General features: G+C 40.2%; 12 protein-coding genes and 1 riboswitch. All 12 genes read left to right on the plus strand.

Annotation, left to right across the window (positions count from 1 at the left end):
- Nucleotide 1: 1 nt before the first annotated feature.
- Nucleotides 2-601, plus strand: coding sequence for an imidazole glycerol phosphate synthase subunit HisH (gene hisH / locus BMW53_RS01365; RefSeq protein WP_038561083.1), 600 nt, complete (start codon nucleotides 2-4; stop codon nucleotides 599-601).
- 91 nt (nucleotides 602-692) lie between these two features.
- Nucleotides 693-1460, plus strand: coding sequence for an acetylglutamate kinase (argB, locus tag BMW53_RS01370; protein ID WP_038561081.1), 768 nt, complete (start codon nucleotides 693-695; stop codon nucleotides 1458-1460).
- A 305-nt stretch (nucleotides 1461-1765) separates the two neighbouring features.
- The gene (locus BMW53_RS01375; RefSeq protein WP_038561078.1) at nucleotides 1766-2497 is read left to right on the plus strand and encodes a Crp/Fnr family transcriptional regulator; all 732 of its coding nucleotides are present in this window, start codon (nucleotides 1766-1768) and stop codon (nucleotides 2495-2497) included.
- A 146-nt stretch (nucleotides 2498-2643) separates the two neighbouring features.
- The gene (locus tag BMW53_RS01380; RefSeq protein ID WP_139177990.1) at nucleotides 2644-3726 is read left to right on the plus strand and encodes a hypothetical protein; all 1083 of its coding nucleotides are present in this window, start codon (nucleotides 2644-2646) and stop codon (nucleotides 3724-3726) included.
- Nucleotides 3727-3793: 67 nt separating this feature from the next.
- A complete protein-coding gene (locus tag BMW53_RS01385; RefSeq protein WP_139177991.1) occupies nucleotides 3794-4171 on the plus strand; it encodes a hypothetical protein in 378 nt (125 codons plus the stop codon).
- Nucleotides 4172-4187: 16 nt separating this feature from the next.
- Complete coding sequence (locus BMW53_RS01390) at nucleotides 4188-5084, plus strand: DUF5777 family beta-barrel protein (protein WP_139177992.1); 897 nt, start codon at nucleotides 4188-4190, stop codon at nucleotides 5082-5084.
- Between the two features lie 112 nt (nucleotides 5085-5196).
- Nucleotides 5197-6135: a cytochrome c3 family protein gene (locus BMW53_RS01395; protein WP_038561056.1), complete on the plus strand. Its 939-nt coding sequence runs from the start codon at nucleotides 5197-5199 to the stop codon at nucleotides 6133-6135.
- 2 nt (nucleotides 6136-6137) lie between these two features.
- Nucleotides 6138-6755 (plus strand): cytochrome b/b6 domain-containing protein, encoded by a 618-nt coding sequence (locus BMW53_RS01400; RefSeq protein ID WP_038561053.1) that lies wholly within the window; start codon nucleotides 6138-6140, stop codon nucleotides 6753-6755.
- Nucleotides 6756-7039: 284 nt separating this feature from the next.
- On the plus strand, nucleotides 7040-7465 hold the full coding sequence (locus tag BMW53_RS01405; protein WP_139177993.1) for a hypothetical protein: 426 nt from the start codon (nucleotides 7040-7042) through the stop codon (nucleotides 7463-7465).
- A gap of 251 nt (nucleotides 7466-7716) precedes the next feature.
- Nucleotides 7717-9219 (plus strand): cytochrome c3 family protein, encoded by a 1503-nt coding sequence (locus BMW53_RS01410; RefSeq protein WP_038561048.1) that lies wholly within the window; start codon nucleotides 7717-7719, stop codon nucleotides 9217-9219.
- 74 nt (nucleotides 9220-9293) lie between these two features.
- The gene (locus BMW53_RS01415; RefSeq protein WP_074780103.1) at nucleotides 9294-9800 is read left to right on the plus strand and encodes a multiheme c-type cytochrome; all 507 of its coding nucleotides are present in this window, start codon (nucleotides 9294-9296) and stop codon (nucleotides 9798-9800) included.
- An 88-nt stretch (nucleotides 9801-9888) separates the two neighbouring features.
- Nucleotides 9889-12981 (plus strand): cytochrome c biogenesis protein CcsA, encoded by a 3093-nt coding sequence (locus BMW53_RS01420; protein WP_038561045.1) that lies wholly within the window; start codon nucleotides 9889-9891, stop codon nucleotides 12979-12981.
- Between the two features lie 167 nt (nucleotides 12982-13148).
- A riboswitch (molybdenum cofactor riboswitch) is annotated at nucleotides 13149-13287 on the plus strand.
- Nucleotides 13288-13365: the final 78 nt, after the last annotated feature.

The raw sequence follows: 13365 nt of genomic DNA on the forward strand, positions 1-13365 counted from the left end.
AATGAATATCGTAATAATAAAATACAACGCCGGAAACATCGAGTCGGTAAATAACGCACTCAACCGATTGGGAGTGAATGCGGAAATTACAGCCGATCCCGACAAAATCAGGAAGGCCGACAAAGTAATCTTTCCGGGAGTTGGCGAGGCCAGCACCACAATGGCCTACCTGCGCGAAAACAAACTCGACGAACTGATCGTTTCGCTGAAGCAACCGGTTTTGGGAATTTGCCTCGGATTGCAGTTGATGTGCTCGCATTCGGAAGAAAACGATACCGAGTGCCTGGGTATTTTCGATGAAAAAGTAAAACGTTTTATTCCAAAACCCGGCGAAGAATACATTACCAAAGTTCCGCACATGGGATGGAATGCCATTCAAGACCTGAAAAGCGACCTTTTTACGGCTGATCTGGAAAATGAATACGTTTATTTTGTACACTCGTATTACGCCGAAAAAAGCGAGCATACCATTGCCACCTGCAATTATATTCTGCCATTTAGTGCAGCTTTGCATCGCGATAATTTTTATGCCACGCAGTTTCATCCGGAAAAAAGTGGAACAATTGGCGCAAAAATATTGGAGAACTTTCTAAAACTCTGAGCACACTAACGTAACTTTACAACAACAATTTTAACTGGTAACAAACGTTACTCAATCGAAACTGGCAACAAAAAAAATAATCAGCAAAATCATGGATAGGCTAACAATCATTAAAGTAGGCGGAAAAGTAGTTGAAGAACCTGAATCGTTAAATGCACTGCTCGATCAGTTTCGTAAAATTTCAGGAAATAAACTACTGGTTCATGGTGGAGGACGCACGGCTACCGAAATTGCAAAACGATTGGGAATTGAAACCAAAATGGTTGATGGCCGCCGTATTACCGATGCCGACATGCTTGAAGTGGTTACCATGGTTTATGGCGGTTTGGTTAATAAGAAAATTGTTGCCGGTTTGCAGGCACGAGACATGAATGCAGTTGGCTTGACCGGAGCCGACCTGGGTTTAATAAAAGCCCACAAACGCCCTGTACAGGATGTTGATTACGGTTTTGTTGGCGACGTTGACGATGTAAATGCCCGCGAACTGCGAATGCTTATCGAAGAAAACGTTATTCCGGTTGTTGCACCACTAACCCACGATGCCAGAGGCCAGTTATTAAATACCAACGCCGATACCATTGCTTCCGAATTGGCCATCGAATTATCCAATTACTTTAAGGTTTACCTTTTCTATTGTTTCGAAAAACGTGGTGTTTTAACCGATCCAAACGATGAATCATCCGTAATTTACGATCTCGATTACAAATTATTTGATCAGTACAAAACAGAAGGAGTTATCAGCGAAGGAATGATTCCAAAACTGGACAATGGTTTCCGTGCAAAAGCAAAAGGCGTACAGGAAATCCTGATTACCAACCCCGAAAATATTGCAACCGGAAGAGGTACCCGGCTTACCTGATTCTATTTTGCACAACTCCCCCATTTCCACATATATTCTCAAACCCTTTGCTTACTTATGTTTATGTATAAGTAACCCTTACCTGTCGTAAAACAGAAAAATGTAAATCTGTTTTTCGATCGCATTTTTACTTATTCCCGATTTTTATTGCTAATTTTCACATTAGTTCATATAAAATTTGCAGCAATCCACACTTTTATATATTGAAATATTTTACTATGTTGAAGTTCAGAAACGAAATTGTGCACAACAATATAAGGAGAGAAACCTAACAGCTATAATTAACTTAATACCAAAACTTTATAATGGCGCTCAATAATACCGAAAATTGTAACAATGGCAGTAAGCTTCATGGAAGAGGTTGCAAATCGTGTATAAAAGAACATCGAAACAACATTTTTTCACCCCTCACGCAGGAAGAAATTGACTTTCTGATTGACAAAAAACGACAAATTGTATATAACGTTGGCGAAACCATCACCAAACAAAATACGGCTTCAACTTCGGTGATTTGTATTAACGAAGGGTTGGCGAAATTTTATGTTGAAAGTACAAATGGAAAAAACGTAATTATTCGGATTGCCAAAGCCGGCGATTTTATAAGTGGTGGAGGTCTTTTTAACGGAAACTTTCAACATTTTAGCGTTTCGGCAATCACAAAAGTCAGGTGTTGCATGATTGATTCGGCAAACCTAACCAGCATTTTTGCCAATAACAACGAGTTTGCTGTAAAATTACTGCGCAACCACACCAAACAAAACAATTACCTGCTAAAAAAACTGGTTGACCATACACAAAAATATATGCCGGGACGGGTAGCCGATACCTTACTGTATTTAAAGAACGAAATTTTCAGTGCTGATGAGTTCTCGGTGCCTCTTACGCGGCAGGAATTAGCCGAAATGTCGAACATGACAAAAGAAAGCTTTGTTCGGATACTCCACCAATTTAAAGACTCAAAATACATTAATACCAAGGGAAACAGAATAAGCATACTAGACGAAAGTTCATTAGTTTCAATTAGCGAAAACGGATAATTGACATATATCAACTTTTCGCTTGTTTATTATCAATTTAGCCATTCTATTATATCACTCTTTCCGCTAAAGTTCATAATAGTTATCCAACTACTTTTATCTCCCAAAGAGTAATAACAAATATAAATTACCTAATATACTACGTTATGAACTACAAATCTATCTCAAAATTATTCTTGCTAGGATTTATTCTGGCATTCATGTTTTCTTCATGTACAAAGGAAGGGCCAATGGGACCTGCCGGTGCTGACGGTGCTGACGGAACTGATGGAACTGACGGTGTTGACGGACAAGTTACTTGTTTAGTTTGCCACTCGGGATCCAATATGGAAGCCAAGCAAGGACAGTTCTGGATGTCTGCCCACGCAGTTGGTGCCATTGCTGTTGATTATGCCGGTGGCCGTCAATCATGTGCACAATGCCACTCTCACGAGGGTTTCGTTCAATATGCAACATTAGGCGAAGTTCTTGGAGATATTTCAAATCCTTCAGCCTGGGAATGTAATACTTGCCACGGACTTCACGAAACGTTTGAAGGACAAGATTACGCATTACGTATGCACGATGCTGTAAGTCCTCTTTCGAACATCGTGGACGACATGGAAGTTGTTGCTGGTTTTACCATGGATTTAAATGGAAACAGCAATTTATGCGCAAACTGTCATCAATCAAGAAGACCAGAACCAAATATTGAAAGTCCTGGCGATACATACAGAATTACAAGTACACACTACGGACCACACCACGGTGCACAGGCCAACGTTGTTTACGGAACAGGATTTGCCGAAATTGAAGGATCTGTTGCTTACCCAACAGCCGGAGGTTCGATTCACCTGGAACAGGCATCTTGTACTGGTTGTCATATGGGTGATTTTACCGACAAAGAAGGTGGCCATTCATTTATTCCAAGTGTTGCTGCATGTAACGAATGTCACGATACAGAATTGGAAGACTACAATTACGGTGGGGTTCAAACCGAGGTTGAAGAATTATTGGTTGAATTGCGCGACCAGCTTATCGAACTTGGTGTAGTTGCCGGAGATGATACTGACGGCTACCACCCTGTTGTCGGAACCTTCCCAATGGTACAGGTACAGGCATTCTTTAACTGGACAGGTCTGGAAGAAGACCGCAGCTTGGGTGTACACAATCCAAAATATGTTAAAGCGTTATTGCTCAACTCTATCGAAGCAATGGAAGCTGAATTATCTGCTACGGCAGCTAATTAATTAAAAGAAATAGAGTGAAAAGACTTCTCTCGGGAAGTCTTTTTTTTCAATAAACTTGAATATGATTATGAAAGCACTAAAAAATCTATTATCAATATTTCTTATAGGGTTGATTTTTGGTGGCTGTGCGTACAATTGGATTGTTGAAGAACCAGTAATAGATCCTACTGATCCGAATGCAGAAGAAGTATCATTCTCATCAGATATTACACCTATCTTCGCATCGAAATGTACAGCATGCCATACCACCGGAAATCAAATGCCAGACCTTACTTCTGCCAATGCGTATAATTCGCTTAACAGCAGCCGCTATATAAACACTTCAGATCCGGCATCGAGCTTGATTTACACCAAAGCAAGCCCAACTGGAAACCACGTGCAGTATTCTGAAGCCGAAGCAGCGCTGGTGCTAACATGGATAACGCAAGGAGCTCAAAACAATTAAAAACCTAAACTGATTAATGATGAAAAAATATATATTGATTCTGATTATTTTAGGAGTAACTTTTTCCAATTCGTTTGCACAGGAGGAGGAAGCAGATCCGGTTTACGCCTTTAACAGCGGAATACTGATTGATGCACAAACATCTTACATTCCTGATGCACGTACACTGGAATTTGTTATTCAACACAAATTCGGCACACTCGAAAACGGTAAATCCGATTTGTGGGGAATTTATGCTCCGGGGTCTAATGTAAGGTTAGCACTAAATTATGTACCGGTTAAAAATCTTCAAATTGGTGCAGGTATCACAAAAAAATTCATGTATTCCGATTTTAATGCGAAGTACAAAATACTACAGCAAAAAACAAGCGGAATGCCAGTATCACTTACCGTATTTGGTAATATAGCTATCGATGGAAGAAACAAAAGCGCTTTTGGAACCGGTAACACCGTTGAATCAAAAGGCAAACCGGCTCAGTACCAGTTTGGATTCACCGACCGTCTTTCATATTTCTCGCAAGCTATGGTTACCCGCAATTTCGGCGATGTATTATCGTTGCAGGCAGGTGCCAGCTTTACGCACTACAATACGGTAGAATGGGATTACGATCACGATGTTATCGGACTACATTTTAGTGGAAAAATTAAATTCTCTCCACAGGGGTCTTTTATTTTCAACTACGACAATCCACTTAAAATTAAAGATATTACCGAGCAGTACACCTGGGATACACATGCTAAAGAAAACCTGGCAGTTGGTGTTGAATTCTTTACATTCACCCACGCTTTCCAAATTTATGTTGGAACAGCACAGGGTATTCTTCCTCAGGATGCGATGATGTATAACCAAAAAGACTGGACCAATAAAGGATTGGCCTTTGGTTTTACTATAACTCGTATCTGGATGTTCTAATCGATTAGAAAGTACAAAAGATAAAGATGGTAATATCCGGGAAAGGTGATATTACCATTTTTCTTTCCATAAAGTTATTGCAAACTTCAGATTTTTTTACACGATTTAACCCATGAAATATTTCATTCCTTTACAAATCCTGATGCTTTTAACAATCACGTTAAAAAGTTTCGGGCAATTTTACGACGATCCCAAAAGTCACGATTGTTTAAAGTGTCACTCCCAACAGACCTATGCATTCCATAACGACATGATGGATACCGAGGAGAAACGTCTGATGAATCCTTACCTGATAATCGATACCATTCGGTTACGCACAGGTGTTCATCAAAATTTCGATTGCACAGACTGCCACTCATTCGATTATACAACCTACCCACATGCGGCATCGTTAAAGCTCGAGCCAATGATGACATGTTTGGATTGCCATGCCGGCGATGAGTCGTTTGCAAAATACGAGTTTGAAAAGATAGACGAAGAAGTTAACAAGAGTATTCACCGCCAGAGTTTTGGCGACAATTTTACCTGTTCAAAATGCCACAACCAACACTACTACTCTACCAGTGCCCGCACAAGTAGCAGTGTTATGGAGATTGTTGAAAACAGCAACGCCATGTGCTTATCGTGCCACAACGATATGAAAAAGTTCAGTCTGGTGTCAGGCGAATTAAAATCTGCCATTGTTGATATTCACGACTGGCTGCCAAACCAGGAGCTTCACTTTAAACATGTACGCTGTATCGAGTGCCATACCGCCGTTGAAGATGATTTGATGGTTTCGCACAATATTCTTGCAAAAGAAGATGCAGTGCGCCGCTGTGCCGAATGTCACTCGTCAAATTCATTGCTAAAAGCATCGTTATACAAATACCAAAACCTACAGAAACGAGCTGAGGATGGAACAGCTTTGGGAATGCTCTCGAATGAAAGTTACGTGATTGGATCGCATCAAATTCCAATATTGAAAACAATTAGTTTGATCATCTTTTTTGCAGCACTTGCAGGAATTATCATCCACGTAATATTTAGAATCATCATCAAAAAGAAATAACAATGAGCTCAGAGAACAAAATATATTTCTACCCGCTTTGGTTACGCATTTGGCATGGTATAAATGCCTTGGGTATTATTCTTCTTATCGTTACCGGAATTAGTATGAACTCGGGTTTCGAGGACTCGCTAATAAGCTTTAAACTAATTATTACAGTGCACAATTATGCCGGAGTAATTATTACGTTAAACTACCTGCTGTTCTTAATTGGCAACATGGTTACCTCGAATAAAAAGTTTTACATCGTTAAACCCAAGAACTTTTTGAAACGCCCGATGAAACAGGCTTACTATTATGCATGGGGAATGTTTCACGGAATGAAAGCTCCTTACCCGCTTTCTGAAAAACGAAAATTTAATCCGCTACAAAAATATACGTACATAGCGGCTATGTACCTGATTGTTCCATTGGTAATAATTTCGGGTATCGGGTTAATGTTTCCCGAGCTGATATTCAATAAAGTTTACAACATCAGCGGTGTTCTTATCACGGCTGTAACACATTCAGCTATGGGATTCTTTATTTCTATATTTTTAATCGTGCATCTTTACATTGCATCAATTGGCAAATCGCCTCTTGATAATTTCAAAAGTATAGTAAGCGGGTGGCATCACGTGTAAATTGAACAAAGAAAAGCAAGTCAATAAATAAACAATAAAACGAAGCTGAAAAAAGGGAGAAGGAAGAAAACAGAACAGAAATAGCAGCACACAAATAATGCATAGTTGGCTCGCAAGGTAGGCTGAGAAGAGAGATTTAGTAATTATATTAAAGACGGCTTAGCATGAAGTACTTGAGCAAAACTTTCACAAAAAATCTGTTCGATGCATGCACCGGAGCAAATTCAAAGACGGTTAAAATATTTTTAATCGTCGGGTTGCTCCTTTTTCCGGGGTTAAAATTAATGGCACAATCGAACTGCGAAGTGCTGGTGATTGGCTCAACCGGATTAATGTTGTGGGTCCCCGAATTCTTCACCAAATTCCTGCCCGGATGGCTGATTAATGTGACCCAGATCATTCACAGCGACGAAACTTTACCGGCCGTTGGTTTTATATTTACCATTCACTTTTTTAATACGCACCTTCGCCCGGAATCCTTCCCTATGGCCACCGTAATTTTTACGGGGTATGTTCTTGAGGAAGAATACAAAAAAGATCGTCCGCACGAATACGAGCAATTCGTAAAATCAGGAAAAATCAATGATGTTCGCGTTGAAAAAGAGTTTACAAAAGAACAGATGAAAACCATCAGAATTTTTGGATTCACTGCGCTTTTCGCCGGTGTAATCATGACAATTCTGATAATTTACTCTTTAATTTTCCATTAAATGACGAAAAAACGAAAAAATGAAAATACAATTTTTAATCGGTAGCACTAGTACATTAGTAGTATAACAAACAGTAAATATGACACATATCTAAATCCTTAGAGATATTGAGACGTTACGTTCAGAACATAGTTTCAAAACCGTGTTGCATATATAGACAATTTATAAATAAGTACCTGACCTTGAATAATTAAAGGAAATTTATAATCTTCGATAACTGGATTTTACAACAAACCAATAAACGAAAAATTATGAAACTACCGTCTTCCATCAGAAACTGGGTATCGATTACCGGAGCTGTTATAGCCGTATTCAATCTGGCCAGTATCCTGGCATTATTTTTATTGAATCTTGCTTTCGGATTTGGTGGTCAATATATTGGTTTAATCATTTTCATCATCCTCCCGGTATTTTTGATTATTGGATTGCTGATGATCCCAATCGGTATGCGTATTTACCGTAAAAAAGCACGGTTGGCAGAAAAAGAAGGCAAACGTTTAAACTGGCCAATTCTCGACTTCAATAATCTGGCTACCCGTAACGCCAGTACAATTTTTATTATTGGAACAATTTTCCTGCTTATTATTTCTTCAGTAGGAAGTTACGAAGCTTTTCATTACACAGAATCGGTAGAGTTTTGCGGAAAATTATGCCATGAAGTTATGGAGCCGGAATACGTAACCTATCACGGTTCATCGCACGAGCGTGTTGCCTGTGTGGAGTGCCATGTTGGTTCGGGAGCCAGTTGGTATGTAAAAAGTAAACTTTCGGGTTTATACCAGGTTTACTCTGTTTTGGCCAATAAATACCCACAACCCATCCCTACTCCTATAGCCAATCTGCGTCCGGCACGCGAAACCTGCGAAGAATGTCACTGGCCCGAAAAATTCTACGATAATAAAATGCGGGTAAAACATTCATTTTTAACCGATGAAGAAAACACCGAGCACATTGTTCATTTGCAGGTAAAAACAAGCACACAGGTAACTCCTCAGGGAGTAATAAAAGGTATTCACCAGCACATTAGCCCCGAGGTAAAAATAGAGTACAAAGCACTTGATGAGAAACGACAGATTATTCCGTGGGTAAAATACACAAACACAAAAACCGGTGAAGAATACATTTACACCGATGAAATGAGTATGGTATCTGAAACCCAGCTCGATTCGTTGGAAACACGGGTAATGGATTGTTTGGATTGCCACAACAGGCCATCGCACAATTACAATGCTCCGCAAAACTTTATCGATCAATCTATGGCAGAGGGCAAAATATCAACCGAATTACCTGCCATAAAATTAGCAGCCATGATGGCGCTTTATCAGGATTATCCAACAAAAGACACCGCAATGATTGCCATAAAAAACCAGGTTACCGACTGGTTCGAAAGTGGATACCCGGATGTTTATGAAACTAAAAAAGCAGAAATCGACCAGGCAATAGCCGCCATTCAGGACGATTATTCCAATAACATTTTTCCGTTTATGAAAGCCAACTGGAAAGAATATCCAAATAACATTGGCCATATGGAATCAGACGGGTGTTACCGTTGCCACAACGACCGCCATGCAACAACCGAAAACAGAACCATTTCAAAGGACTGTTCGCTGTGCCACAACATTATAGCGCAGGGAACCCGGGATAGTATGCAATATTCAACCGCTTTCGAGGCCCTGGATTTCCAACACCCGGTTGACATTGCTGAAGCCTGGAGAACCGAAATGTGCTCAATGTGTCATACAGCATTGTATTAAATTTTGGCACAATATTTATTATTCTTATTATAGGATTTTAGACAAACAAATAATATAATTTAAATACGACAATTATGAAACTCAAAAATTTGATTATTCTTTTAGGACTTGCAGTTTTATTTAGCACTGCAGCCACCGCTCAAACCTACAAGTACATTGGTGCAGCAAAATGTAAAATGTGCCATAATAAGCCCGATAAAGGCGAGCAGTTTAAAGTTTGGGAAGCTGGCCCACACGCAAAAGCAATGGAGGCGTTGCAAGGTGACGAAAAAAACGATCCAACATGTTTAAAGTGCCATTCAACAGCGGGATCTGTTGACAGTGGCCTTCTTGCAGGTCTTAAAGCTGACGAAGGTGTTTCATGCGAATCGTGCCACGGACCTGGTAGCCACTACAAATCGGCTGCAATTATGAAAAACAAAAAAATGGCCCTTTCAAAAGGAATGACCGATCCAACAGAAGAAACCTGTAAGGCTTGTCACCTTGGCGAAAAACCTGAAGGCCATGTGGCTCCTAAAAAAGCATGGAATTATGCTGAATTTGTGAAAGTAATTGCTCACGACGATCCTACAACAAACTAATTTTGTAAAACTTTTATTTTGTAAAAAATTCCTTTGTTTTTGCAAACAAAGGAATTTTTTTAGTGTTTTATTCAGACAACTACTAATTATGAAGAAGCTAAGTTCATTCCTGTTTTCCATGTTTTTTACCGGAATTCTTGTGGTAATTTTTGCAATAGCAATTGGTTACGCCACCTTTATCGAAAACGATTATGGCACCACTACTGCAAAAATTCTCATTTACAATTCCAGGTGGTTCGAGATTTTGTTGTTTATACTCTGCATCAATATTGTTGGAAGTGTTTTCAAATACAAACTTATAGCACGGAGAAAATGGACAATTCTGCTTTTTCACATCTCCTTTCTCGTTATTGGTGTAGGGGCAATGATTACCCGTTACTACGGATATGAAGGCAGTATGCATATTCGCGAAAACAGCTCGTCGGATTTTATTGTTTCCGAAGCATCGTATGTTACGGTAAAGCTTACTGATGGTACCGAAACTCTTGAAGAAGCGAGCGAAGTAAAATTCTCGCCCTACACCGCCAACCGTTTTTCAGAAAAAATACATTTTAAAGGAAAAACAATACACATTAGCAATCAACACTTTATGCCATCGGCAGTTGAAAACATTGTTCTCGATCCTACCGGAGAACCGATTGTTTCGCTGATTACCGTTGAAAATGGTTCCTCACGAAAAGACTTTACTCTCCGAAACGACAACACTAAAACCTTAAGTGGTTTAACCCTTGGCTTCGGAAACAATTTAAATACTGATATTAAACTGAGTTTAAAAGATGGGAACCTGTACATTTCTGGCAACGACACGATCCAGGTTGCCGGAATGATGAGCGAAAAAAGTGAATTGATAGCACCACATACCGAAAAACTGGTTGATACACAAAAGGCCTATACCTATAAAAACCTAACGTTTGCCATAAAACAGTTTCTGCCAAATGCTTCGGTTCAATTGGCTTACCAAAAACCATCGCAGGAGATGAGTCCGCCGGACGCTTTTAAAGCGTCAATAGCAACGAATGGAGCAAGTAAGGAGTTAATCGTTTATGGACGAACTGGAGAAGTTGGAGATTTTTACACCACATCAATCGATGGCATTAAAGTATCGCTTTCATATGGTTCGCGAATAATAAAACTACCCTTTGCCATTCAGCTTAACGATTTCCAGCTCGAACGTTACCCGGGTTCAATGAGCCCTTCGTCGTATGCCAGCGAGGTGGTGCTAAAAGACGGCGCCACCGAAATGCCATTCCGCATTTTTATGAATAACATTTTGAAATACAAAGGATATCGCTTTTTCCAATCGTCGTACGATACGGATGAGCGCGGCACAATTCTTTCGGTAAACCACGATGCAACAGGAACATCGGTAACATATTTTGGTTACCTGATTATGGCCATAGGAATGGTGCTTACCCTGTTTAACCGAAACAGCCGTTTTAAAACCCTGCTGAAAGCATCGGCACAGCTGCGCGAAAAACGTAAAAAACTGTTTGCCATTTTAGTAACGGGCATATTGCTGAGCATTAGTGCACAGGCACAAAATGCAACACCTGCACCACTAGACAGCGACCATACCAAGTCGTTTGAAAGTTTGCTCATTCAGGATAGAAAAGGCCGCGTAGAACCGGTTTCTACACTGGCGTCGGAAATACTTCGTAAAGTGGCCAAAAAAACCAGTTGGGAAGGTATGTTGCCCAGCGAAGTTTTTCTGGATATGCAGGCTAATCCTGAACAATGGAAAAACATTCCCATTATAAAAGTGGCCAATCCCGAATTGCGCAGAACGATTGGAATTACAGGAAAATATGCTTCATTTAATTCGATTGTACGACCGCGTGAAATGGGCGGCTACCTACTTAGCTCTGTGGTACAGGACGCTTATGCTAAAGAAAGTAACCACCGCAATAAATTCGATAAAGAAGTTATGAATGTTGACGAGCGCGTTAATATTCTTATGACCATTTTTACCGGCGATTTTCTCACAATATTTCCCGTTCCTAACGACGACAACCACAAATGGGTATCGATTAACGAAGCCAAGGAACTTCCTGCACAAAATGCAGATTTTGCAAGGCAAATGGTTTCGTCATATCTTCAATCGGTACAAAATCGCGATTGGGCAACAGCCAACCAATTGCTAAACAACCTGAAACAAAACCAGGAAACCATTGGTGCGAAAATCATTCCATCGGCAACAAAAGTAAAAATGGAAGTGCTTTACAATAACCTGAACATTTTTGGGAAGTTATCCAAAATTTTCATGTTTACCGGGTTAATTCTGTTGATGTTACAGTTGCTCACCCTGTTTAATCCGAATATTAAATTACGCTTCCTGAAAAGTTTTGCCTTTTACTTTATTCTCATACTGTTTCTGGCCGAAACTGCAGGACTGGCCATTCGCTGGTACATATCAGGCCATGCGCCATGGAGTAACGGTTACGAATCGATGGTATTTATTAGCTGGGCAACTGCACTTGGTGGATTAATCTTCGCTAAACGCTCGGAAATTACACTGTCGTTAACATCAGTTTTGGCCGGTTTAACACTGATGGTGGCCGGAATGAGCTGGATGAGCCCGGAAATTACCAACCTGGTACCTGTGTTAAAATCGTACTGGTTAATTGTTCACGTGGCAATTATTACAGCCAGTTACGGATTTTTGGGTATTAGTGCATTGCTTGGTTTCCTTAACCTCATTTTAATGATTTTCAGAAACAAACGCAATTCCGACAGAATCAATCACACCATAAAAGAACTTGTTAATATCATCCAGATTGCCTTGATAATTGGTTTGTTAATGGTTACGCTTGGATCGTTTTTAGGAGGTGTTTGGGCCAACGAAAGCTGGGGGCGTTACTGGGGCTGGGATCCCAAAGAAACCTGGGCATTGGTAACTATTTTGGTATATACATTCATTACGCACATGCACCGCATTCCGGGAATACGCGGTAGCTTTGCCATGAGTGTGGCTGCTGTTTTGGGTATCAGCTCGGTACTAATGACCTATTTTGGAGTGAACTATTACCTCTCGGGTTTGCACTCGTATGCACAAGGCGAGGCGGCTCCAATCCCTTCAGGGGTATATATTGCGCTGGCAGTTGTTGCCCTGGTAATTGTTACGGCCTATTTCTCCGAAAAGACAAATCCAATTGTTGAAGAAGAAGTTGTATCTGAAGACTAAATAATTCAAGGGCAGGTTATTATTTCATAACCTGCCCTTGAATATCATTCCCGTTGTCCATATTTATATTCCCATTTTTGTTAACATCCTCCAGCGTTTTATTCTGGTTAAAAATGCTTTTCAGCACTTTTTACTCATTCACATCTACACATCTAGATTCTTTACTATATTTGTAGCGGCTCCGAGCTGAAATACCTAAAGTGCATACCAGGGGATTTCGGCCGATGGGATTACCCGGAAACAGGTGATCCTCCCGCATCCCGGCAAGGCCGGGGTAAATTGGAAAGGAGAAAGAGCAAATTTTGCATTGCACAAAATGAAGCTCCTTCCTTCCCTGAAACATATTAACCTGAGTTCAATTATAAATCTTGCCTCAGTTTCTGG

This window comes from Draconibacterium orientale (assembly GCF_900111425.1).
In the GTDB taxonomy this organism is placed as follows: domain Bacteria; phylum Bacteroidota; class Bacteroidia; order Bacteroidales; family Prolixibacteraceae; genus Draconibacterium; species Draconibacterium orientale.

Bases quoted from the DNA above. Each gene is read 5' to 3' on its own strand.
- hisH (WP_038561083.1), top strand. From the start codon at position 2: ATGAATATCGTAATAATAAAATACAACGCCGGAAACATCGAGTCGGTA.
- argB (WP_038561081.1), top strand. From the start codon at position 693: ATGGATAGGCTAACAATCATTAAAGTAGGCGGAAAAGTAGTTGAAGAA.
- BMW53_RS01375 (WP_038561078.1), top strand. From the start codon at position 1,766: ATGGCGCTCAATAATACCGAAAATTGTAACAATGGCAGTAAGCTTCAT.
- BMW53_RS01380 (WP_139177990.1), top strand. From the start codon at position 2,644: ATGAACTACAAATCTATCTCAAAATTATTCTTGCTAGGATTTATTCTG.
- BMW53_RS01385 (WP_139177991.1), top strand. From the start codon at position 3,794: ATGAAAGCACTAAAAAATCTATTATCAATATTTCTTATAGGGTTGATT.
- BMW53_RS01390 (WP_139177992.1), top strand. From the start codon at position 4,188: ATGATGAAAAAATATATATTGATTCTGATTATTTTAGGAGTAACTTTT.
- BMW53_RS01395 (WP_038561056.1), top strand. From the start codon at position 5,197: ATGAAATATTTCATTCCTTTACAAATCCTGATGCTTTTAACAATCACG.
- BMW53_RS01400 (WP_038561053.1), top strand. From the start codon at position 6,138: ATGAGCTCAGAGAACAAAATATATTTCTACCCGCTTTGGTTACGCATT.
- BMW53_RS01405 (WP_139177993.1), top strand. From the start codon at position 7,040: ATGGCACAATCGAACTGCGAAGTGCTGGTGATTGGCTCAACCGGATTA.
- BMW53_RS01410 (WP_038561048.1), top strand. From the start codon at position 7,717: ATGAAACTACCGTCTTCCATCAGAAACTGGGTATCGATTACCGGAGCT.
- BMW53_RS01415 (WP_074780103.1), top strand. From the start codon at position 9,294: ATGAAACTCAAAAATTTGATTATTCTTTTAGGACTTGCAGTTTTATTT.
- BMW53_RS01420 (WP_038561045.1), top strand. From the start codon at position 9,889: ATGAAGAAGCTAAGTTCATTCCTGTTTTCCATGTTTTTTACCGGAATT.